Raw genomic sequence first — 19,966 nt, 5'->3', positions numbered from 1 at the left:
ACGTCGCTCATTTTTTATCCCCGATAGCGGTCGTCAAGACCGTAGATGGTGGTATTGAACTGATCATGGGTTCGCGTTGTTGCCATCATATACTCGTCGGCATCCAGATGGTTTTCGGGGATATCTGTTAATGTGAAGGGTGCTCGCCCGCCGAGTTCCTGCGAAAAAGATTGCGCATCACGGGCGCCGTTCGGCAGATAGAATCCATCGCGCTGACGGACCCGCACATTGTAATTCTCAAAGCCGGGGATGCATTGCTCAATTGCATCACGTACCGCGTCATAGCTGTCATGATAACGCTTCCAGTCGACTACCGACCGATCTCCTAAGGTTGCCATGGCCATCCGGCAAACGATCTGTGTTTCGTTGACCAGATTTTTGGAAACGGCATCCAATACCCCTTTAGAGGATTGAACGACACCCATGGAGTTTTCCGTGCTGACGATCTGAACTTCACCGTTGACAATATCTTTGTCACTGCGTCCATAGGTCGGCAGAATAAGCGCCTCTTTGCCATGGATCAGATGGCCACGGTTTAATTTTGTGGACACAGCGACCAATAAATTCAGCTTCCGAAGCGCATTTGCCGTAAATGTTGTGTCGGGTGTGGCGGACAAAAATTCCCGCCCATGCAAAACAGGAATTTGATTTTTCGGCGTGCATCGCTTTAATTGCCCGCACCACGTCATAACCATGTTCCCGGGGTGGATCAAAGCCAAAATACTGCTGCAGCCTATCTAACTGTTCGTCGGTGGGTTTTTCATCGATAAGCATGGTACGGTTTCCCTGTACATTACTGTGCCCCCGAACGGGACAGACACCGCCCCCTTTAATACCGATACTTCCTTTCATCAACAAAATATTGAGGATCTCGCGGATCATATCAACACCGTTGGGCTGCTGGGTGAGCCCCATTCCCCAGCAAAAGATAATTTTATTTCTGTAAGCGAGCAGTTCCGCCGCTTTTTGCATATCGGGAATTGCAATGCCACTTAGCTGGCTCAGATGTTCCAGGTTATAGTCCGCTTTGCTGAATTGCGCCAAAAAGTCCGTATAACCCGTTGTCTTGTTGTTAATAAAATCGGAATGAACAACCAGGCCCGGATTTTTAGCTTCGAGGTCCAGTAAAATAAGTTCCAGTGCTTTTAAAAGTGCCATATCGCCATTGATCTTCACGGGAAGATAAAGGTCGGCCAAACTCACGCCTTTGCCGATGATCCCATTAACCTGCTGCGGATTATGAAATCCCATTAACCCTGCTTCGGGCAAGGGATTGATTGCAATGATTTTGGCGCCATTCTTTTTGCCTTTTCCAGTGCACTCATCATACGAGGTGCATTTGTCCCCGGATTGTGACCAATGATAACGATAAGTTCACTTTCGTAAAAATCATCCAGTTTGACGGTTCCTTTGCCGATTCCAATAGTCGGACGAAGTGCCGAGCCTGAGGTTTCATGGCACATATTGGAGCAATCCGGCATATTGTTGGTGCCCAATTCCTTGGCAAACAGTTGATAGACAAATGATGCCTCATTGGAAGTACGGCCTGAGGTATAAAAGGCTGCCTGGTGCGGCGATTCCAGCGCATTGAGCTGTTCTGCTATTTTTTGAAAAGCACCTTCCCAGCTGATGGGTTCATAATGTGTTCCTCCCGGGCGCAGATACATCGGATCTGTCAACCGCCCCATCTTACCGATCTCATAATCGCTGAGCTGGGAGAGATCGTACACGGAATTGTTCTTAAAAAATTCTGGAGTGACCCTTTTTGTTGTGGCTTCTTCCGCCAGTGCCTTTGCTCCATTCTCACAGTACTCGCCTACCGGCGAACGCTCATCGTCTGGATCAGGCCAAGCGCAACTCGGGCAGTCGAAGCCACCGACCTGATTCATTTTGAACAGCGCCTTGGTACCCCGGATAAGCGTTTTCTCTTCGATAAGATCGGCAAAGGCCGCCAATACAGCCGGTATTCCAGCCGCTGATTTTTCTACGGGTGTCAATTTCAGATCCAAGAGCTTATAAGGGTTTTCTGCCTGTGGCTCCTTAGGGACTGATTGATCCAATTTTTGATTATTGTTCTCTTCCATAACCATTAGATTTTGGGACAGTTCACACTATTTTTCGATGTGCTTAGCATTTGAGATTGGGATTCGGAAAGTTGTCGCTCTGATCCTCCACGGTATTGTCAATGCAGGCAAAATCCTTTTCAACGAGAATTTTAACTGGCCCTGACTGCCCTTCAAAACCTATCCGCTCTGTCGCCACCAATTCCCTTACCATATTGGCAGACAGTCCGATCACAATTTCATTTTCAACAAAAGAAGCAATGAGTCCGTCAGTATCCGTTTGCAGGATGCGGTATACAAAGGACTGGTTGATAAATTCGGTTCGGGAGGCTACTTCGCCTGTATTGCCCAATTTATCAATTTCGGACATTGTCAATCGCAGTCTAACGGAATTATCTTTAATCCTTATTTTCATCTTTCTATTTTTTGATCTAATGCTGTAGTGTAGTCAAGCATCCCCGCTAATCCTTCTATTTTAACATGGTCTGCCAGGTTATAGATATTACATCTATGCTCGCGTAAGAAGCCCAGTAAGGTGATATCGAATTCCTTGGCCAGTTCAACCGCTAAGCTTGATGGCGCCCCGATAGCTGCAATAATCTGTATCCCAGCCATGGCTGCCTTTTGTACCAATTCAAAACTCGCCCGGCCACTTAAGACCAGGATATGTTCTTGAAGCGGCAACAAATCAGCGGACAATGCATGCCCGACAAGTTTGTCAAGTGCATTATGCCGTCCTACATCTTCCCGTAAGGCGATGAGCTGCCCCTGTAAATTGAACAGACCAGCAGCATGTATACCGCCGGTGGCGGAGAAATTGCCCTGTGCGGCACGGAGGAGATCCGGCAAGCGATAGAGTATATCTAATGCAATTGCACAGGATATAGGCGCAAGATCTTTGAAAATACTAACTGTTTTGATTGCTGCGATGGAGCCTTTTCCACAAACACCGCAACTTGACGTGGTGTAAAAATTTCGATCTAAGGCGCTTGTTGTGAGGGCAAATCCGTCGTTCAGTCTCACAATAACAATATTGTCGTTATTTCTTGTGCAGGGCGCTTCCGAACGATCCACAGCTGCTACCTGGCTGATCGCAGAAATAAGGCCTTCGGTAAATAAAAATCCTGTAGCAAGTTCGGCATCATGGCCGGGTGTCCGCATCGTGACTGAAATATTTTTATATTCGGCCTTTCCGTCAACTGACGTACATATTCTGATTTCCAGCGGTTCTTCGATCGATATGCTATCCATGACATGCGCTGGGATACGACCCATCACTTTGACAAGGTCAATCTGTTTTAAAGTCGTATTGAGCAGTGCGTTGGATTCCATGGTTGCCAGTTCACATAGATTAAATATACTAAATTTATGGTGCTTATTTTAATTCATTGTGTTTAAATACTTAGATCAATTGGCAAGGTATAGATCCGCTTTCCTGTTGCCGCATAAATCGCATTACAGAGTGCCGGTGTAAATGGCGGTACAGGGGCTCTCCGACTCCGGTCGGTTTTGCGTCGCTATCGATAATATCCACATGGATCTGTTTGGGGAATCAGGCATTCGAATGATCTGATACCCGTCAAAATTACCCTGCTCTACCTGACCATCTTTTACCGTGATCGTACTTTTGAGTGCCAGACTTGCGGAAAATTGTGCGCCACCTTCAAATTGTGATTTGATACGGTCTACATTGACGGCTAGTCCGCAGTCCACCACATAGTAGACATTGGGAATACTGATTTTCTTGTTCTGATCCACATTGACCTCTACCACGCAGGCAACGTACGTTAAGAAGCTTTTATGTGCCGCAAAGCCCAGTGCAGTCCCTGCTGGCATGGATTTACCCCATCCGGAAAGCTTGGCTACCCGCTCAATCACCTTCTTCATCCGTGCTGTATCCCAGGGTAATCTTCGATCTTTTCGCCATAATTGGGATAGCTTGTCTTGATCAGTTCCTGCTCAAAGGTAATGTGGCGGTCTTCACCGAGGAGCTCAGGGCATTCGAAACAGCATCCATACCCCTTGCTTCAGCAATTTCGTCTAGCATTGTCGCAGCGGCAAAACCTGTGGAATATTACGTACAGACCTCAACCAGCCAATCCGCAGATGGGCTTTTGCATCATGCGTAGCAATATTGATCGCTGGAACATTATAAGGGAAATCTGAGGCGCCCAACATTAATTCGCCATCACTGGGCTGTACCACTGATAAATCCTCTGTCGCAGAGATAGACGGATTAGCAATATGATGGGCCCAGCCACTCAATTTATTTTGGTTGTCGATGGTGGCGACAATACGCTGTACACTCATCGCATGGTAGTAGTCATGACGAATATCATCCTCACGTGTCCACTGCACCTTGATCGGCAGACCAGACTCTTTGGCTAATATAGCTGCCTCCAGGATAAAGTCAGGTTTTGACTTTCTGCCAAATCCGCCCCCAGGAGGGTTACGTTCATTTTTACCTTCTCCACTGCCATACCCAGTTCGGTGGCTACCGCATCACGTGCTCCCTGCGGATTCTGTGTACAAGCCCACACTTCGCAGCTTCCGTTTTTCACGACAGCCAAAGCACAGGGCGGCTCAATGGTTGCATGCGCCAGGTAAGGTGCGATATACGTGTGTTCAATAACTTTTTTGCATTCGCTTTTGCGGCGTTGAAATCGCCACGTTTACGTCGAAGGGTTCCCTCCTGTGCCACCACCTGCTTAAGTTCTTCGATCTGTTTGGCTGAATCGTAGCCGGCATTGGGTCCCAACTCCCATTCCACCTCCAGCAAGTCTCTTGCTTTTATGGCTGCCCAGGTATTTTCGGCAATGACAGCTACGCCACTGAGGGGTTTGGATAAGGTGGCTGGAAGTCCGCCACCTTTGATCGTAATCACCTTGAGAACGCCCGGAACAGCCAGGGCTTTACTGTCGTTTACGGACTTTACCTTCCCCCTACCACCGGACACCGCTTAATGACCGCAATTTTCATTCCTTCGACAACGGCGTCAATTCCAAACACGGCTTTTCCGGTGACAATATTGTGCAGATCAATGATCGGGGTTTCTTTGCCGATCATATTGAACTGCTGTCTGTCTTTAGTTTCACTTCGCTGGCTTTCGGGATCGGGAGAGTTTTTGCAGTTTCTACCAGATCACCAAAATCTTTTTTCTTGCTGGAATCCCGTTGGATGACCTGTCCATTTTTGGTATCCAATTGGTTTACGTCAACGTTCCATTCTTTGGCTGCCGCACGAAGAAGGAGTAATCGGGCTATAGCACCGGCTTCCCGCATGGGTTTATAAAACATCCGTACTGAAAAGGAACCGTCCGTGTTCTGGTTGCCATATTTTTTTCATCTCCTTCAGCCTGGATGATTTCCACCTTCGTCCAGTCGGCACCCAATTCGTCCGCAATAATCAGAGGAAGAGAGGTACGGATACCTTGTCCCATCTCTGAACGATGTGCGACAATGGTCACTTTACCATCTGAACCAACTGTTAAATACACATTTGGAGCCACAGTGGCCACTTTTTTACCTTTGTCATCACAGCTAAAGAAGCTTACACCCAGAACCAAGCCACCAGTAAGCAAGCCGCTGGCTTTTAAAAAGTCGCGTCTAGAAACGGAAAAAATCTGAATTGACCTTCTCGGTTTTTTTTTTTTGAAAAGGAGCTAATATTTTCATCTTGTTTATATTTTTGATAATACCTAGCCGTTTGTAACGGGTGTACCAGCTGCTTCTAAAATGGCTGCTTTGATTCTATTATATGTACCGCAGCGACAGAGATTGCCCTGCATCGCTTGCTCGATCTCCGCGACCGAAGGTTTCGCATTTTTCTTCAAAAGAGCTGCTGCATTCATGATCTGTCCGGTCTGGCAATAGCCGCATTGGGGTACGACATATTTTTCCCAGGCCTCCTGAACAGGGTGATCCCCTCCGCTGAAAGCCCTTCGATTGTTGTGATTTTGCCCTCACCGATCGCAGAGACCGGAAATGAACAGGATCGGATTGCGGTATCGTTGAGATGTACGGTACAGGCACCACATAGCGCTTTTCCACAACCAAACTTGGTCCCTTTAAGACCAATGATATCACGGAGTACCCAAAGCAAGGGCATATCCTCAAGCACATCAACTTCGTGCTTTTTGCCATTTACTAAAATTGAATATTTTGCCATAATCTTTGTTTTTTCTTGTTTATGTAAGCGATATTTATCGGTTCAAATGGGATAAGCTTTCTTACTTATACGCTAGCATTCAGTTTATTCAGTGGTACAAAATCGTTATTTAAATTAATCAAATAATTATACATTTTACGGATGTTTTTACCATTATTACAGTTTTGGTGTTTTTTAACGTGTAATTCATTAAATTTGATAAACGGCATTGTATTATATTGCTATTGATTTAATCATTATATCCGCGTTCCACTGTCTTGCCCGTATTTGCATGAAAGAGATTAACGACATTGTTTTAGCTGCCGGTGTAGCTGCTTCCGAAAATATCAGGATGGTGCTTGCCACTGTGGTTAAGGTTGAAGGTTCCTCTTATCGAAGACCAGGGGCCCGCATGCTAGTAACAGAAGACGGGCAAATGACGGGAGCCATCAGCGGCGGATGTCTTGAAGGAGATGCCCTAAAAAAGCGCTCTTAGCTATCCATCAACAGAAAAACCGCCTCGTTAGTTATGATACGAATACGGAGGAAGGTTCGTCAATCGGATTACAACTTGGATGCAATGGTATAGTGCATATCCTTTTTGAATATGTGGACCTACAACGAAAGGATCATCCAATCGCATTGCTGCAACGCTTGCTTCAACAACGTGAAGAAGGCTTGTTGATTACATTCTTTTCTACGGACAGACAGGGGAACAAAAAGGAACCCGTTTACTTATTAAAGATCTGAAGGAGCAGGCTTTTGCCCTAGACGCGCACTATTCGCCACTGAATGCGCATATCCAATTTGCCAAAAGAGAACGAAAATCGGTTCTCACTTCCTTTCCGGAGAACGGGCAAAGCAGTGAAGTACTCATTGAGTACCTGGTTCCTACCGTGCACTTGGTTATTGCCGGTGCCGGTAATGATGCGCAACCCGTCGTAGAAACAGCGCACCTGCTCGGCTGGAAAATTACGGTGGTCGACGGACGTGCCAGCCATGTCAATGCTCAACGCTTTCCAAGAGCTCATCAGCTTATTGCAGCCTCAGCAGCTGAAATCAAGGCTAAATTAAGCATAGATCCATGGACTGTTTTTGTGTTGATGACACATAACTATGCTTACGATCTCACGCTCCTTAAAGACCTGATGCACACATCGACACGTTATATTGGCTCTTTGGGTCCCAAGACCAAATTACTACGCATGTTTGACGATATGCAAAAGGCTGGTATGACCGTCACTGAAAGTCAACGAAGCATTATCTACGGCCCAGTAGGGCTCGATATCGGTGCCGAAACTTCCGAAGAGATCGCTATAGCAATCCTTGCAGAGATTAAAGCTGTGTTGAATAATCGGCCAGCAACTTCATTAAAGTTCCTCAAAACGAAAATACATACTGAATACCCCACAATAATTTAGAAGACATCATGCTAACGGATACATTTGGACGGATACACAACTACCTGCGCATATCGCTTACCGATAATTGCAACCTCCGTTGTTTCTATTGTATGCCGGAGGAAGAGTATAGCTTTACACCGAATGACAAATTGATGCAGGTGGACGAAATTGAGCAACTGGCCCGATTGTTTGTCGATCAAGGAATCAGCAAAATCCGCCTTACAGGGGTGAACCTTTGGTTCGCAAGGATGCAGCCAATATTATAGCGCGTTTGTCCAAACTTCCGGTTGAACTTCATATGACGACCAACGGAATCCGTATCAACGACATGTTGCCTCAGCTTGTGGACGCAAAATTCAAAAGTATCAACATCAGCCTGGACACCTTGCAACCAGGAAGATTTTTTCAGATCACACGAAGGGATTATTTTCACCGCGTACGTGCCAATATAGACCTTTTGCTCGAACATGGAATCCATACCAAGATCAATATGGTGGTAATGAAAGGTATCAATGACGATGAGATCTTAGATTTTGTTGCATGGACAGCGAGGAAGCCAATAGAAATCCGTTTTATCGAATTTATGCCATTCAGTGGGAACAAATGGAGCAGCAACCAGGTGTATACACAGGCCGATATTCTAGCGACTATTCAGCGGAGCTATCCCATAGAACCGATCACTGCAGGTCCACACGATACCGCTAAAGCATTTTCGATTGCCGGACATGCTGGGCGTATTGCTATTATAAGTACAATGACCGCCCCTTTTTGTGCAGGATGTAACCGGATACGGCTTACTGCAGATGGTAAACTCAAAAATTGCCTATTCTCTACAGGTGAAACCGATCTGTTGACAGCATTACGTGCAGGTGAAGAAGTGCTTCCATTGATCCAAGCTACCATTAGCGCCAAAGCAAAGGAATTAGGGGACAATTAACAACAGATTTTAAACATATAGACACCGATTTTCTCAAGAATCGGAGTATGATAACGATTGGTGGATGATAAAGCAAATAGGTATAGTCATATTGGCGGCCGGAAATTCTTCGCGGCTCGGCCTCCCGAAGCAGCTGCTCGAATTTGAAGGTGAAACTTTATTGAAACGTATCAGTAGGGAAGCGCTGGCTGTTCCCGATGCCAAGGTATCTGTCGTGATAGGTGCCTATCCTGACCCAATCAACTCGGCATTAAAGGACAGTAACGTCTCTGTCGTAATCAATCCGCATTGGGCGACCGGAATGTCTACCTCTATTGGTGTAGGCTTAGGGATTTATTAAAACATCATCCCAATCTGGATCGTTGTATAATCAGTCTATGCGATCAACCTTTCGTTGACCGACATGTCTTTCAGCAGCTTATCCAATTGGCCGATAGTACTGATAAAGGTATTGTAGCAACCGGTTTTTCAGGAATATGGGGCGCTCCGGTACTATTTGACAGAAAATATTTTGAGCATCTGATGTGCCTGGAGGGACAACAGGGGGCAAAAAAGTAGCCGAGCAATTTTCGGAGGATCGGGTCATATTCTCCTATGAGGACGCAAAGTATGATATCGATACACAAGACGATTATTTCAATCTCCCCATCAATTTATCCGTGTTCAGCAGGCCAAAGATATCATCCATCATCATCTGCCTGCACCAAAACAGATACGGCTTCCCCTCGAAGAAGCCTTGGGATACACGCTAGCCCAAACTGTTATTGCTGAGCAGTCAATTCCTGCTTTTCCCCAGTCATCGATGGATGGCTATGCCATTCGATATTGCGACAAAGAGCGGGAACTTCCTGTCGTGGACAAAATTCCTGCAGGCACCACGGTCGAAAAAATATTGACAGAAGGACAGGCGATGCGCATTTATACCGGAGCTCCTCTGCCTCAAGGCGCAGATACAGTAGTGATGCAGGAAAAAGTAGATTTGAGCGATGCAAATACAATCCAGATTCGCGATGAAGCTCTCCAATTGGGAGACAATGTACGCCCCAAAGGGTCAGAAGTTAGGGAAAGTATCGCCATGCTCCCAGGAACATCATTGACTCCGGCTGCTATTGGCTATCTCGCAGGCATCGGATGCAAGGATGTTCTTGTTACTGCGCCACCACGGATACAGCTTATTCTCACCGGAGACGAACTGAAACCTATTGGTACGACACTTGGCTATGGGGAAGTTTATGAGTCTAACTCCTACCAGCTAAAAGCTGCGCTGCGGCAGCAAGGTATACTGCATGTTGAAAGTCGGCATGTGCCGGATGACAGGAGCCAGCTCCGGGCAGCTTTGGAAAATGCATTGGATGAAGCGGATATTGTTCTTTTAGTTGGTGGTGTCAGTGTGGGCGACTATGACTATGTCGCGGATGTGGCTAAGGCCTGCGGCATTAAACAGCGTTTTCATCGTATCCGCCAAAAACCGGGAAAACCCCTCTTTTTCGGCACACAAAATGAAAAACTGGTGTTTGGGCTCCCCGGCAATCCGTCCTCTGCCCTAACCTGTTTTTATCTCTATGTGGTCCCCGCATTGGAACGTATGATGGAGCTTCCTCAACGAACACGTTCCATCAAAACCCATACGACACATGCTTATAGTAAAAAGCCCGGTTTGACTCATTTCCTTAAGGCACGATACGACGGACATGCTGTCGAACCCTTACACGCGCAAGAATCTTATCGTCTGCAATCGTACGCACAGGCCAATTGCCTGCTGATTCTCGAAGAGGATAGCAATGGCTGTGCGGCTGGCGACGAGGTTTATATCCATCTTTTAACCTAATCGAGCCATGCAATTTGAGCTTTTTATTTTTTCCTTTTATGCTGGCTTTTCTTTACGCGTCAGTTGGGCACGGTGGTGCAAGTGGTTATCTGGCATTGATGGCACTCTATGGAATTGCACCACAGGAAATGAAACCTACAGCACTGGTGCTTAACCTCTTTGTTTCTTTAACATCCTTTATACAGTACTATAGGGGCATTATTTCAAAAGGAATCTGTTTTTGATGGTCGCCATCGCCTCTGTTCCCATGGCTTTTATAGGCGGCATGATTACCTTGGAAGATCATTTGTACAAGAGGTTGCTGGGACTACTGTTACTCTTTCCTATTTTTCGATTTTTCTTTTTAAGAGTCCTGCCGAAGATGAGCTCAAACCTTATAATAGTTTTGGCGCCTTGGCAATCGGTGGGGCTGTCGGGTTGTTGTCAGGCATGATCGGTATTGGTGGTGGAATTATCCTCTCCCCTTTTCTGATCCTACTTAAATGGACCGATCAAAAACAAACTGCTGCTATTAGTGCTGCATTTATTTTTGTAAATTCATTGTCGGGACTTGGGGGTATGCTCACAAAAGGCATTTCGTTCAATGCCCATATGTGGGGATACGTTGTGGTAGCTTTCCTTGGAGGCCTACTCGGAGCCTATCTTGGATCAAAAAAATTAAAACAGGATGCACTGAAGTATGTACTCGCTACAGTTCTTTTGGTTGCAGCCTATAAATTATTGTTTACATCAGCTTAATAAATTTCAAAAAAATTGGCTGATCTATTTATCTAAATCGGATAACATAAAGAAAGTGAACAAGTCTTTCAATTGTGAGATGAACAGAGTAGGATGAAAAGAGGCGAAACTTTGACAAAAAATGAATAAAAAATGAAAGTTCACGTAAAGACCTTTGGCTCCCTGACCGATATATTGGCAAAGGAGTTTTATATAACAGCTAACGATACGACAGAGTTATTGGCAACATTATCGCGCGACCATGCTGAATTGGCACAGCGTAGCCTATTGATAGCCGTGAACAATACCATTATTAAGACAGCGGTAACATTTCATGAAAATGATATTGTTGCCTTAATGCCACCCTATTCAGGAGGATAAGCAATGCAGAATGAACGGTATTCGAGGCATTATGCCCTCCCTGGTTTTGGTGAGTTAGGCCAACAAAAGCTGCAAGCTGCACGCGTGCTCGTCGTTGGCGCCGGCGGGCTTGGCTGCCCTGTACTCCAATATCTGACTGCTGCAGGGGTCGGAACTCTTGGTATCATAGACCATGATCATGTCGATTTGAGCAATCTGCACCGCCAGGTGCTGTATGATACTAACGATATCGGCCGAGCTAAAGCTGAGGTAGCAGCAGGTAAGCTCAAGCAGCAGAATCCTGAAATTGAGATCCACTATTGGGTGGAACAACTGCATTCGAACAATGTCGCAGATTTGATCCGTTCGTACGACCTCATCATGGATTGTACAGATAATTTTGCTGCAAGATATCTGCTTTGCGATGCTTGCCGTTTATTGGATAAACCCTTGGTTTTTGCTGCAATCTACCAATATGAAGGACAAATAGCTGCATTCAATGTAGCCGACAAAGAAGGGATAAAGACAAATTATCGGCATTTGTTCCCGACACCTCCCACGTCCTTGGAAGCGCCAGATTGTAATGTGGCAGGGGTATTAGGGTATTGCCCGGTATGATCGGAATATTACAAGCAACCGAAGCCATCAAGTTATTAAACTGGTATTGGTACCGCTTTGATTAATAAATTAATGACGGTCAATATGCTTGACAATAGCAGTTATATCTTTGAAATCCCCTTAACGACATCCCCAGAAACCATTTACCCACAAACTTTAGCTGAGTTGAGTGCGTTTAATTATGAGCAATATTGTGCTTCGGAGAGCCAATTTATACAGGCCATAGCTGCAAAAGAATTTGTTGAAATATGGTCTGCAGCGGATGTTGTCCTTGTCGATGTACGCGATCCAAATGAACTTCCGCGTCTGTCACAGCCGCATCTATCCATTCCGCTTTCAACATTACCAGCACAAATTAAAAATATACATAACACACGGGTTATTTTTATCTGTCAGAGCGGAAAAAGGAGCCTGATAGCTGCCCAGTATTTTTACGAGCAGACAGATGCTGGACAACAAATATTCCATTTGGACGGCGGCATGATCGCCTTAGAAAACTATTTAAATGACTAAACAAAAAAACGACATATTTTTTCAAGGACCGATTCCGGCTACTTTGGTTGCGGAAGCTATCTCAAAGCACCATAATAAACCTGAAATTGGTGCACATAGCATCTTCCTGGGACAGATCAGGGCTGATCAGATCGATGGAAAAATCGTAAAGGCTATTGATTATACGACAAACCGGGAACTGGCCTTGCTAAAAATGGAGGAGATCCGCGAAGCAATATTTGATAGGTACCCATTAGCCTGTATGCATGTTTATCATAGTGAAGGTGAAGTACGGGTTGGCGAAATTTGCTTCTTTGTATTCACATCGTCAGCACATAGACGTGCAGCGATGGATGCTTGTGACGAACTTGTTGAACGCATAAAAAAGAAATGCCCATCTGGGGAAAGAACTATTTGAAGACGATACGCATCAATGGAAAATTAATAGATAATATGGTTGATATTACACATAAAAGTGCGACTTTGAGGAAAGCAATCGCAATGGCCACGGTACTTGTTTCTTCTGAAAATACCGTCAAGCTTATTGAACAGCGACAGGTTCCAAAAGGTGATATATTTGAGTTTGCACGTGCTTCCGCCTTACTGGCGATTAAGAAAACTGGCGATATGATCCCTGATTGTCACCCTTTGCCAGTAGAATATGCAGCAATCCGGTATACCATAGCGGGATTGCAAATTCATATTGAGGTTGAAGTACATACGATCTATAAAACTGGGGTGGAGGTTGAAGCCATGCACGGCGCCTCCGTTGCAGCGCTGGTTATTTATGATATGCTAAAGCCCATAGACAAGCAGGTGGAGATAGGTGGTATCCGATTACTTGAGAAAAAGGCGGTAAGAGCAATGATTCCTTGCCTTGGGTCGCTGCACTTAAAGCTGCAGTCGTAGTTTGTAGCGATTCGGTAGCCCGAGAAGAAAAAGAAGATATCTCAGGCAGGCTTCTGTGCGATCTTTTGGAACAGCAAGGCTTGCACGATATTGCCTATGCGGTAATTGCTGACGAAACCAGCGCAGTACAAGAACGTCTGGAACACTATGGGCAAGCTGGTATAGATCTTCTGATATTCACGGGAGGTACAGGACTCTCGGACAGAGATATTACACCAGATGCTGTGGCGCCATATATTACCAAAAATATTCCCGGAATTATGGAAACGGCAAGACAATACGGACAGCTGCGTGTTAAAACAGCGATGTTGTCACGAGGTATTTCAGGATTTGTCGATCGCATGTTGGTGCTTACCCTGCCCGGATCACCGAATGGTGTACGCGAAAGTATAGGCGCATTATTTCCACAGGTGCTGCATGTCTTTCAAGTGCGGGAAAACGTTGGACATTAGGTCCTCAGCTTTTCGACAAGCTGTTTGATCCGCAAAATGGTCTGGCTGATTTCCACTTCACGCGTAAATCGGCCCAGGCTAAATCGAATGGACGATAAGGCATCCAAATCTGATAACCCCATGGCCTTGAGTACATGTGAGGGCCTTGAGGTCACTGCTGAACAGGCCGAACCGCTGGATACCGAAATTGTTCCTAACTGGGTAATCAGCTGCTCTGACAGCACGCCTGTAAAACAGATATTCGTCGTGTTGAAAAGTCTATGGGTTTTACTTCCATTTATAAATGTATCTGGTATGGCGAGAAGTTCGCTTTCAAGATAATCTCGGAGCTGTTCTACACGGGCTTGATCTATTTTTAAATCTTCGAGCGCAATTCGCAAAGCTGCAGCCATCCCAATGATGCCGGTTGTATTGACAGTTCCACTGCGCCAGCCCTGTTGCTGTCCGCCGCCATGGATTTGAGGTATCAATTGATCTTTAATTCGACTGGCGATATATAGTCCCCGATCCCTTTCGGTCCATAAAATTTATGTGCTGAAAAAGCCATAAAATCAACATCAAGATGCTGGAGACTTATGTTCATTTTCCCAATCGCCTGTGTTGCATCACAAAGGACAAGTGCATGGCCCTGATGCGCTATTTCACTGATCTGTTTTATCGGTAAGATAATGCCCGTTTCATTATTCACCAGCATGGTACAAATTAACAGCGTATCTTCGCGAATACTTTCCTTAAGCAATCTGAGATCGAGCATGCCTTGAGTATCTACTTTTAGATAGGAAACTTCAAATCCCAATCGCTCCATAAAAGCACAGCTATCCAAAACAGCTCGGTGCTCTGTGGAAATACTGATGATATGTTTCTTGGACGAAAACTGGAGTCCTTTTAGGACCAAATTAATTGATTCTGTGGCCCCCGAAGTGAAAATGATATTTTTGGCTGTGTACCCAGTTTATCAGCGATGTCTTCGCTCGCCTGATCCATAGCATCCTGTATGGTTAAACTAAATAGATGTGAACCACTTGGATTGGCATACTCCGTGCTAAAAAATGGAAGCATTTCATTTAAAACACGCTCATCTACCGGAGTGGTCGCATTATAATCAAGATAGATAAAGTTTGAGTTTACACTGTCCATTTATTTAATAGTTATTGATGCAGCATTGATTCTGTTTAAACATATTAAACATGTAAATCCATTGATGACCTCTCCGATCCCCGGAGAGGTCAATCTTTACCATAGCCCACAACCAGCTCGATGACCTGAAAACAGCTTCGTGCTGGTTTTTTCTCCCCGGGGAACAACAAGTCTCAACGGACCTTTTGTGGCTTCCAACGGCTGCTGTTCAATCGTATCCGCAAGAATAACCTCCTGTCTGTGAAACTGTTGTCAATTTCTGCCAGTGAAAGCAAAACTTCATAACCATCGGCACATTTCACCAACAGATATTTTGAAAGGTTTGCTCCGCGTAATTCTCCACCCAATGTGACTCCTGCCTTTTGAAGAATTGCATACACTGGCACTCCCGTATATTGATGAACTTTCCCATCCCGATCCGTCAATGCGGCATTTTTCCGAGGTAATTTTGTTAGATCCTGAAGCGAAAGTTCGAGTGGTGTACCGACTTCTCCCGAAACTTTTAATTTAAAAGCCTGCTGTGCATAGATGCTTGTGGTTAATAACAAAGCAGCCAGTAGTGTTCCAATTTTTTCCATTAGTTAAAGTTAACTTTTTATTATTGTTTCCTTTTTCAAAAGGGTCAGAAAACCTCTTGTCTTGAATAAAAGTCGAATCTGTAAGCATGTGCAGGAATGCAATCAAATCCTTCTTTTCGTTTTTTGTCAAATTCATTTGACTATTTGCTGTCCCTCCAGATAAATTCTGTAAAAAGGGACTTAAATATTTGCTCTTAACCAGATGATCACTATAATGATCGACAACCTCTTCTAAGGTTTTAAATCGCGCATCGTGCATATAAGGTGCCGTGAGTGCAATATTGCGGAGCGTAACGGTTCGAAATCTTCCTTTGTCATAGTCCTGACCTGTAATCGCTTCACGTCCAGGATCCTTATAAATGCTGTCCAAACCGTTATTCATATACAATTCACTATAGGTCTGAGGACCGCCATGACAGTGGCTGCAGGCCGCACTGCGGATGTTTCCTTGCGCATTGGGACGTCCATAGAACAAGGCGATGCCATTTACTTCGGAAGCTGTAGGTTGATATTTCCCTGTAAATAACGATCGTATTTTGAATCCGCGGAAATCAGCGTACGCTCAAATTGTGCCAGGGCTTTAGCGATTCTGTCTTCCGTAATCTTTGTATCTCCAAAGGCTCGCCCGAATTTTTCGCTGTAGATGCCTAAGGCTTCAAGTTTACGGATTGAAATGGCTATCGGTTGATTCATTTCGTGAATATTTAAAAGGGTTCTTTCACTTGTACCTCCAATAATTTTGCTCTTCCATCCCAAAAGAGATTTCTTGTCCACAGGAGATTCACCAATGCCATCGTATTACGTTGCTGTGGCGTACCGTTGGCGCCTTGGCTAAAGTCTTTGCCATCGGTAAACGCCAGTTCCTGCCTATGGCAGCTGCCACAGGATATTTTGTTTCCTGCAGATAATGCCTTTTCATAAAACAGCATCCTTCCAAGGCTCACACCTTCAACCGTAGCGGGATTATCATTTGGTATCAGGTAACGATTACCGAAATAGTTAGGATAGATCAGTTGATACGGCTCGGGTTTGAAAAAATCAATCGACATCGCAGCATTTAATGCTATCAATACGCTACCTAGAATAATCAGGCAAAAGATATATTTCAATCTATTCATTAAAGACGATAAATCAAATTAGCAAAGAAATTTCTGCCGGCTTCCGGATAGCCTTCAACAAGAGCATAATTGCGGTCAAATAAATTATTGACACCGGCCTCAATTGAGAACCATTTCCAAACATGAGCTGTGGCACTCGAACCAAAAACAGCAAATGGTGAAGTAGCAACCCCATATACTGTACTGTAACGCCCTGAATTGTATTCTCCATTTGCCTGAATACTTATTTTATTATGCCATGAGTATCTTGCATAGCCAAAAAGTTTGTCCTTCGGCACATCGGTAAGATAAACAGATGGATCTGTCAAGTTTTTACGCTTGATATACGTATAATTAGCCCCTACCAGCAAGCCTGAGACAACCTGATAATCGACGCCGACTTCAACGCCCATATTCTGTGTCCTGCCCACATTTTGCAATTGGCTTAGCCAGATGTCACCTGAAGCATTTTGAGCCACATTGGGCACTGACAAAATCGTATTGTGAATATCGCTACGAAATACAGAGGCAATAAAACTCAACCTATTATTCAGGAACTTTCCTTTGTAGGATAGATCATAGTTAATAGCATACTCGGAAGCGAGATCCGGATTAGGATAGCCGTCCCCAATCGATAGGAGTAACGGTCCTTGGTGGTTGCAAACCTCGTTTTTCTAGCAACCGAAAGACTAATTAAATTTTCAGCATTCACACTATATTGCAATGCTCCCTGTATATTCACTGCATTATTCCGATTTGACGGATAGTCTGTGATTTCCTTACTGCTGCTATTATAGTCCTGCGCCTTTATGCTCGAACGGCTATTAAAACTTAATCCAGTCAGGAACATTAACTGTCTGGTAAGATCCAATTGGTTTTCAACTCCGACACTAAATGTGCCATCTGACATGGTCCTACGTGGTTCGCCAACATTATTTTCCCGATGGACATCCTGCTTATATTGAACACTAGCCTGTAAACGATCAATCCGACCAAAATTTTTCCCGTATTCTACGATCCCACCAATCGTAAAATCATTATAGAGACTAGTAAACGCATAAGGTTTGCTGATCGTTGTATAAGTCGCATCATCATATGAATTGAGCTTATTGATAAATTGATCATAATAAAACCTGCTTCGGATATATTGCGTTGTGTCAATGGAGGTATTTGAGAGAAAATATAGACTTTGTTTATCCCATTTTGGCCATTGCCAATAGCGCGGTTTACTAAAAGGCTATTACGCGTATCCTGGCCCGCGTATACAGGTGAACCTTTTGAACCGTGCTGGTATGCATAGCTCAAAGCATATTCAGAATTGTCTGTAGGTTTATAGGCAACTTTTAAACTGATTTTTTCATCGTCTGTATAAGAATTATCCCTGTGACCACCGTCTTCGTTTGCTACGGACACGAAGTCTTTTGATAGCGGAATATAATTTCGCTTATATTTAGAAATTCCGGTCTGCACATAGAATTTACCAAGGTTGCTACCGATGTTAAAATTACTACGATACCCACCAGATTGCCAACCGGTAGCACCGTTGACTTCAAATGGTTTTATAGGTTTTTTAGTGATCAAGTTAATTGCACCACCCATTGCATTTGGTCCATAATTGACAGAAGTATATCCTTTAGCTATTTGTACCTCTGCCAAATCAAAGGTGAGAAATCGACCAAGATCAACATATCCGTCATAGGGAACATATACCGGAATGCCGTCGATTAGCACTGGAACGCTTCTAAGATCAAAACCACGTATGTATAGCATTGTTTCATTACGTGGACCGATCTGGGATTGTGAAATACCGGGAAGTAGATTTAATGCTTTGGCTACATCGTTTTTAGCAAAAGACTGGAACTGATCTGACCTTACAGCATTAAAGATAGGACTGTTTTTATTTCCATAAATGGTAACTTCACCCAGGGTGAATCCATTTTGTGTAGAATCAACCGATATTTTCGTTTCAGATTGAGCTACAACGCAGTTCATTCCAAACAAAAGCATACTTAATGGTAGTATAATCTTAATCATTTATCTTAAATGTATGTATATTAAATCTAAAGCTTACACAAAGAGTTCTATTGGTTTATCATTTGATTAAAGATACTAAGAACCTGCTTTTTATTTTTATACATATCACTGATATTTCTACCATTATCACAGAATTCACTCAACCGATCATTTCACGACTTCCAAATATTCTTCGTCAGTAACTGGTTCCAGCCAAATATTCTCGTTTGTTTGCGGATTACAGGCTACACCGATATGTGAAAACCAGCTATCGGGTGCTGCTCCATGCCAATGCACTACATTCGGCGCTATCTCCACTACATCTCCGGGATTTAATCGGCGGGCTTCTTTTCCTCGCTCCTGATAATACCCTACACCACCGACACAAATAAGTATCTGACCACCTGTGTGCTTATGCCAATTATTCCGGCAGCCGGGTTCAAAAGTAATATTGTTCATTGGAACATTCAGGTCCTTGTTATGCGTAAGCGGTGCGTTCCACGATTTTCCGCTAAAATATTGTGCATAGCCTGTGTTTTCATCTCCCAGTGGGAAATCACTGTTTTTTGGTACTGTTGTATCCATTTTATTTGATTTGATTTTATCTGACTAAATGCCTGTGTACAAGCAAACAATTCTGGATTTGTAAACCTCAATTCAAGACAGTAACAGATCGCTAATTTTTCAGTTTTCTAAAAATCTGACTTGCTGTTTCCATATCCAACGCTTCCATATCCACAAGTTTCAATGATTTGACCATGTGTAGCGTACCAGTCTTATACTTTTCGAAATGTTCGGTTTTCAAATGTGCCTGATAGGCTTGCTTGTCTTTGTACATTTCTAGTATCCTTACCTGTGTCGGGCTGTCCTTTTGGAACATCGGGAAGATAGCGATAACACCTGCTTCAAGCCTTACGGATGCCTCGGCCTCCACTTTGAGTATCTCCTTATACTTTTCCAAATGTTCAGGATGTATCTCAATTTCTGAAATCCTTACCATGATTTCATTCTGTTGCCCCTGAGCAATGTTTGTCATGCAAAAAAATGTTGCCGTTACAAGTAAAACCTGAAACGCCCGTCTCAGCGAAATACGGTATTGAAAAGTATTCTTAGTCATATCACGATCTGTTTAATATCTTTTTATTTGGGAAATAGCATAGCCTGTGTTTTCATCTCCCGTTTGGAAACCACTGATTTTTGGTACAGTAGTCTCCGT

Annotated in this window: 34 protein-coding genes and 4 pseudogenes; 16 read left to right on the top strand and 22 right to left on the bottom strand. The window is 44.1% G+C overall.

Annotation, left to right across the window (positions count from 1 at the left end; genetic code table 11):
* Positions 1–474 precede the first annotated feature (474 nt).
* The 11 genes and pseudogenes from KUH03_RS31905 to KUH03_RS49450 form a co-directional block, all read right to left on the bottom strand.
* On the bottom strand, positions 475–1,269 hold the full coding sequence (locus tag KUH03_RS31905) for a molybdopterin-dependent oxidoreductase (protein ID WP_257088364.1): 795 nt from the start codon (positions 1,267–1,269) through the stop codon (positions 475–477).
* Complete coding sequence (locus KUH03_RS31900; RefSeq protein WP_257088363.1) at positions 1,251–2,084, bottom strand: molybdopterin-dependent oxidoreductase; 834 nt, start codon at positions 2,082–2,084, stop codon at positions 1,251–1,253. Before KUH03_RS31900 ends, KUH03_RS31905 begins: the two co-directional genes overlap by 19 nt.
* A gap of 43 nt (positions 2,085–2,127) precedes the next feature.
* A complete protein-coding gene (locus KUH03_RS31895) occupies positions 2,128–2,478 on the bottom strand; it encodes a hypothetical protein (RefSeq protein ID WP_257088362.1) in 351 nt (116 codons plus the stop codon).
* Complete coding sequence (fdhD, locus tag KUH03_RS31890; protein ID WP_257088361.1) at positions 2,475–3,395, bottom strand: formate dehydrogenase accessory sulfurtransferase FdhD; 921 nt, start codon at positions 3,393–3,395, stop codon at positions 2,475–2,477. The genes KUH03_RS31895 and fdhD overlap by 4 nt, the downstream gene beginning before the upstream one ends.
* Before the next feature lie 123 nt (positions 3,396–3,518).
* A complete protein-coding gene (locus KUH03_RS31885) occupies positions 3,519–3,950 on the bottom strand; it encodes a molybdopterin cofactor-binding domain-containing protein (RefSeq protein WP_257088360.1) in 432 nt (143 codons plus the stop codon).
* 153 nt (positions 3,951–4,103) lie between these two features.
* Positions 4,104–4,651 (bottom strand): annotated as a pseudogene (locus KUH03_RS31880) (molybdopterin cofactor-binding domain-containing protein).
* Positions 4,621–5,019 carry a hypothetical protein gene (locus KUH03_RS31875; RefSeq protein ID WP_257088359.1) on the bottom strand — a complete coding sequence of 133 codons (399 nt, stop codon included), beginning with the start codon at positions 5,017–5,019 and terminating at the stop codon, positions 4,621–4,623. Before KUH03_RS31875 ends, KUH03_RS31880 begins: the two are co-directional and overlap by 31 nt.
* Positions 4,995–5,129, bottom strand: a complete 135-nt coding sequence (locus KUH03_RS31870; protein ID WP_257088358.1) for a hypothetical protein — start codon at positions 5,127–5,129, stop codon at positions 4,995–4,997. The genes KUH03_RS31875 and KUH03_RS31870 overlap by 25 nt, the downstream gene beginning before the upstream one ends.
* Complete coding sequence (locus KUH03_RS31865; protein ID WP_257088357.1) at positions 5,126–5,344, bottom strand: hypothetical protein; 219 nt, start codon at positions 5,342–5,344, stop codon at positions 5,126–5,128. The genes KUH03_RS31870 and KUH03_RS31865 overlap by 4 nt, the downstream gene beginning before the upstream one ends.
* Positions 5,323–5,685 (bottom strand): molybdopterin cofactor-binding domain-containing protein, encoded by a 363-nt coding sequence (locus KUH03_RS31860; RefSeq protein WP_257097496.1) that lies wholly within the window; start codon positions 5,683–5,685, stop codon positions 5,323–5,325. Before KUH03_RS31860 ends, KUH03_RS31865 begins: the two co-directional genes overlap by 22 nt.
* A 75-nt stretch (positions 5,686–5,760) precedes the next feature.
* Positions 5,761–6,230 (bottom strand): annotated as a pseudogene (locus KUH03_RS49450) ((2Fe-2S)-binding protein).
* Positions 6,231–6,438: 208 nt separating this feature from the next.
* Between KUH03_RS49450 and KUH03_RS31850 the strand changes: the two are divergent.
* The 16 genes and pseudogenes from KUH03_RS31850 (at position 6,439) to KUH03_RS31775 (ending at position 13,925) form a co-directional block, all read left to right on the top strand.
* A complete protein-coding gene (locus KUH03_RS31850; RefSeq protein ID WP_257088356.1) occupies positions 6,439–6,705 on the top strand; it encodes an XdhC family protein in 267 nt (88 codons plus the stop codon).
* Positions 6,706–6,797: 92 nt separating this feature from the next.
* Entirely contained in the window at positions 6,798–6,959 is a 162-nt protein-coding gene (locus tag KUH03_RS31845) for a hypothetical protein (protein ID WP_257088355.1), read from the top strand.
* A 146-nt stretch (positions 6,960–7,105) separates the two neighbouring features.
* Complete coding sequence (locus KUH03_RS31840; RefSeq protein ID WP_257088354.1) at positions 7,106–7,630, top strand: XdhC family protein; 525 nt, start codon at positions 7,106–7,108, stop codon at positions 7,628–7,630.
* Between the two features lie 8 nt (positions 7,631–7,638).
* Positions 7,639–8,096: pseudogene (locus KUH03_RS49445) on the top strand (radical SAM protein); the annotation flags it as partial.
* Between the two features lie 6 nt (positions 8,097–8,102).
* On the top strand, positions 8,103–8,549 hold the full coding sequence (locus KUH03_RS49440; protein WP_373564865.1) for a hypothetical protein: 447 nt from the start codon (positions 8,103–8,105) through the stop codon (positions 8,547–8,549).
* Between the two features lie 64 nt (positions 8,550–8,613).
* Positions 8,614–8,889, top strand: a complete 276-nt coding sequence (locus KUH03_RS31825) for an NTP transferase domain-containing protein (RefSeq protein WP_257088351.1) — start codon at positions 8,614–8,616, stop codon at positions 8,887–8,889.
* Complete coding sequence (locus tag KUH03_RS31820; RefSeq protein ID WP_257088350.1) at positions 8,838–9,107, top strand: NTP transferase domain-containing protein; 270 nt, start codon at positions 8,838–8,840, stop codon at positions 9,105–9,107. Before KUH03_RS31825 ends, KUH03_RS31820 begins: the two co-directional genes overlap by 52 nt.
* A 97-nt stretch (positions 9,108–9,204) precedes the next feature.
* Positions 9,205–10,377 (top strand): gephyrin-like molybdotransferase Glp, encoded by a 1,173-nt coding sequence (gene glp, locus KUH03_RS31815; protein ID WP_257097494.1) that lies wholly within the window; start codon positions 9,205–9,207, stop codon positions 10,375–10,377.
* Positions 10,378–10,391: 14 nt separating this feature from the next.
* Positions 10,392–10,601, top strand: a complete 210-nt coding sequence (locus KUH03_RS31810; RefSeq protein WP_257088349.1) for a hypothetical protein — start codon at positions 10,392–10,394, stop codon at positions 10,599–10,601.
* Complete coding sequence (locus KUH03_RS31805) at positions 10,567–11,115, top strand: sulfite exporter TauE/SafE family protein (RefSeq protein ID WP_306429832.1); 549 nt, start codon at positions 10,567–10,569, stop codon at positions 11,113–11,115. Before KUH03_RS31810 ends, KUH03_RS31805 begins: the two co-directional genes overlap by 35 nt.
* Positions 11,116–11,247: 132 nt before the next feature.
* Positions 11,248–11,475: a MoaD/ThiS family protein gene (locus KUH03_RS31800; protein ID WP_257088348.1), complete on the top strand. Its 228-nt coding sequence runs from the start codon at positions 11,248–11,250 to the stop codon at positions 11,473–11,475.
* Between the two features lie 3 nt (positions 11,476–11,478).
* A complete protein-coding gene (locus KUH03_RS31795; RefSeq protein ID WP_257088347.1) occupies positions 11,479–12,072 on the top strand; it encodes a HesA/MoeB/ThiF family protein in 594 nt (197 codons plus the stop codon).
* A 57-nt stretch (positions 12,073–12,129) separates the two neighbouring features.
* On the top strand, positions 12,130–12,585 hold the full coding sequence (locus tag KUH03_RS31790) for a rhodanese-like domain-containing protein (RefSeq protein ID WP_257088346.1): 456 nt from the start codon (positions 12,130–12,132) through the stop codon (positions 12,583–12,585).
* The gene (locus KUH03_RS31785) at positions 12,578–12,982 is read left to right on the top strand and encodes a molybdenum cofactor biosynthesis protein MoaE (RefSeq protein ID WP_257088345.1); all 405 of its coding nucleotides are present in this window, start codon (positions 12,578–12,580) and stop codon (positions 12,980–12,982) included. The genes KUH03_RS31790 and KUH03_RS31785 overlap by 8 nt, the downstream gene beginning before the upstream one ends.
* Entirely contained in the window at positions 12,955–13,473 is a 519-nt protein-coding gene (locus KUH03_RS31780) for a cyclic pyranopterin monophosphate synthase MoaC (protein ID WP_257088344.1), read from the top strand. The genes KUH03_RS31785 and KUH03_RS31780 overlap by 28 nt, the downstream gene beginning before the upstream one ends.
* A complete protein-coding gene (locus KUH03_RS31775) occupies positions 13,437–13,925 on the top strand; it encodes a molybdenum cofactor synthesis domain-containing protein (RefSeq protein WP_257088343.1) in 489 nt (162 codons plus the stop codon). The genes KUH03_RS31780 and KUH03_RS31775 overlap by 37 nt, the downstream gene beginning before the upstream one ends.
* On the opposite strand, the gene KUH03_RS31770 is transcribed toward KUH03_RS31775, so the two are convergent.
* The 11 genes and pseudogenes from KUH03_RS31770 to KUH03_RS31720 form a co-directional block, all read right to left on the bottom strand.
* Positions 13,922–14,395: an aminotransferase class V-fold PLP-dependent enzyme gene (locus KUH03_RS31770; RefSeq protein WP_257088342.1), complete on the bottom strand. Its 474-nt coding sequence runs from the start codon at positions 14,393–14,395 to the stop codon at positions 13,922–13,924. The two genes, KUH03_RS31775 and KUH03_RS31770, sit on opposite strands and share 4 nt — an antisense overlap.
* Positions 14,392–14,820: an aminotransferase class V-fold PLP-dependent enzyme gene (locus KUH03_RS31765; RefSeq protein ID WP_257088341.1), complete on the bottom strand. Its 429-nt coding sequence runs from the start codon at positions 14,818–14,820 to the stop codon at positions 14,392–14,394. Before KUH03_RS31765 ends, KUH03_RS31770 begins: the two co-directional genes overlap by 4 nt.
* Complete coding sequence (locus KUH03_RS31760) at positions 14,811–15,062, bottom strand: aminotransferase class V-fold PLP-dependent enzyme (protein ID WP_257088340.1); 252 nt, start codon at positions 15,060–15,062, stop codon at positions 14,811–14,813. Before KUH03_RS31760 ends, KUH03_RS31765 begins: the two co-directional genes overlap by 10 nt.
* Before the next feature lie 173 nt (positions 15,063–15,235).
* A complete protein-coding gene (locus KUH03_RS31755) occupies positions 15,236–15,610 on the bottom strand; it encodes a molybdopterin-dependent oxidoreductase (RefSeq protein ID WP_257088339.1) in 375 nt (124 codons plus the stop codon).
* Positions 15,570–16,115, bottom strand: a complete 546-nt coding sequence (locus KUH03_RS31750) for a cytochrome-c peroxidase (protein ID WP_257088338.1) — start codon at positions 16,113–16,115, stop codon at positions 15,570–15,572. The genes KUH03_RS31755 and KUH03_RS31750 overlap by 41 nt, the downstream gene beginning before the upstream one ends.
* An 11-nt stretch (positions 16,116–16,126) precedes the next feature.
* Positions 16,127–16,569, bottom strand: a pseudogene (locus KUH03_RS31745) (cytochrome-c peroxidase).
* A gap of 188 nt (positions 16,570–16,757) precedes the next feature.
* On the bottom strand, positions 16,758–17,324 hold the full coding sequence (locus KUH03_RS31740) for a TonB-dependent receptor domain-containing protein (RefSeq protein ID WP_257097490.1): 567 nt from the start codon (positions 17,322–17,324) through the stop codon (positions 16,758–16,760).
* Positions 17,288–17,647: a hypothetical protein gene (locus KUH03_RS31735; protein ID WP_257088337.1), complete on the bottom strand. Its 360-nt coding sequence runs from the start codon at positions 17,645–17,647 to the stop codon at positions 17,288–17,290. The genes KUH03_RS31740 and KUH03_RS31735 overlap by 37 nt, the downstream gene beginning before the upstream one ends.
* 101 nt (positions 17,648–17,748) lie before the next feature.
* Positions 17,749–18,771 (bottom strand): TonB-dependent siderophore receptor, encoded by a 1,023-nt coding sequence (locus KUH03_RS31730; protein ID WP_257088336.1) that lies wholly within the window; start codon positions 18,769–18,771, stop codon positions 17,749–17,751.
* A 147-nt stretch (positions 18,772–18,918) separates the two neighbouring features.
* Positions 18,919–19,335 carry a cupin domain-containing protein gene (locus KUH03_RS31725; RefSeq protein WP_257088335.1) on the bottom strand — a complete coding sequence of 139 codons (417 nt, stop codon included), beginning with the start codon at positions 19,333–19,335 and terminating at the stop codon, positions 18,919–18,921.
* A gap of 91 nt (positions 19,336–19,426) precedes the next feature.
* Entirely contained in the window at positions 19,427–19,867 is a 441-nt protein-coding gene (locus tag KUH03_RS31720) for a putative quinol monooxygenase (protein ID WP_257088334.1), read from the bottom strand.
* Positions 19,868–19,966: the final 99 nt, after the last annotated feature.

The organism is Sphingobacterium sp. E70 (assembly GCF_019285695.1).
GTDB lineage: Bacteria > Bacteroidota > Bacteroidia > Sphingobacteriales > Sphingobacteriaceae > Sphingobacterium > Sphingobacterium detergens.
This window is presented reverse-complemented; position numbering and strand designations above follow the sequence as displayed.

Bases quoted from the DNA above. Each gene is read 5' to 3' on its own strand.
- KUH03_RS31900 (WP_257088363.1), bottom strand. From the start codon at position 2,084: ATGGAAGAGAACAATAATCAAAAATTGGATCAATCAGTCCCTAAGGAG.
- KUH03_RS31895 (WP_257088362.1), bottom strand. From the start codon at position 2,478: ATGAAAATAAGGATTAAAGATAATTCCGTTAGACTGCGATTGACAATG.
- fdhD (WP_257088361.1), bottom strand. From the start codon at position 3,395: ATGGAATCCAACGCACTGCTCAATACGACTTTAAAACAGATTGACCTT.
- KUH03_RS31885 (WP_257088360.1), bottom strand. From the start codon at position 3,950: ATGAAGAAGGTGATTGAGCGGGTAGCCAAGCTTTCCGGATGGGGTAAA.
- KUH03_RS31870 (WP_257088358.1), bottom strand. From the start codon at position 5,129: ATGATCGGCAAAGAAACCCCGATCATTGATCTGCACAATATTGTCACC.
- KUH03_RS31865 (WP_257088357.1), bottom strand. From the start codon at position 5,344: ATGCGGGAAGCCGGTGCTATAGCCCGATTACTCCTTCTTCGTGCGGCA.
- KUH03_RS49440 (WP_373564865.1), top strand. From the start codon at position 8,103: ATGGTGGTAATGAAAGGTATCAATGACGATGAGATCTTAGATTTTGTT.
- KUH03_RS31825 (WP_257088351.1), top strand. From the start codon at position 8,614: ATGATAAAGCAAATAGGTATAGTCATATTGGCGGCCGGAAATTCTTCG.
- KUH03_RS31800 (WP_257088348.1), top strand. From the start codon at position 11,248: ATGAAAGTTCACGTAAAGACCTTTGGCTCCCTGACCGATATATTGGCA.
- KUH03_RS31795 (WP_257088347.1), top strand. From the start codon at position 11,479: ATGCAGAATGAACGGTATTCGAGGCATTATGCCCTCCCTGGTTTTGGT.
- KUH03_RS31785 (WP_257088345.1), top strand. From the start codon at position 12,578: ATGACTAAACAAAAAAACGACATATTTTTTCAAGGACCGATTCCGGCT.
- KUH03_RS31780 (WP_257088344.1), top strand. From the start codon at position 12,955: ATGCCCATCTGGGGAAAGAACTATTTGAAGACGATACGCATCAATGGA.
- KUH03_RS31760 (WP_257088340.1), bottom strand. From the start codon at position 15,062: ATGGACAGTGTAAACTCAAACTTTATCTATCTTGATTATAATGCGACC.
- KUH03_RS31735 (WP_257088337.1), bottom strand. From the start codon at position 17,647: ATGTCAGATGGCACATTTAGTGTCGGAGTTGAAAACCAATTGGATCTT.
- KUH03_RS31730 (WP_257088336.1), bottom strand. From the start codon at position 18,771: ATGATTAAGATTATACTACCATTAAGTATGCTTTTGTTTGGAATGAAC.
- KUH03_RS31725 (WP_257088335.1), bottom strand. From the start codon at position 19,335: ATGGATACAACAGTACCAAAAAACAGTGATTTCCCACTGGGAGATGAA.
- KUH03_RS31720 (WP_257088334.1), bottom strand. From the start codon at position 19,867: ATGACTAAGAATACTTTTCAATACCGTATTTCGCTGAGACGGGCGTTT.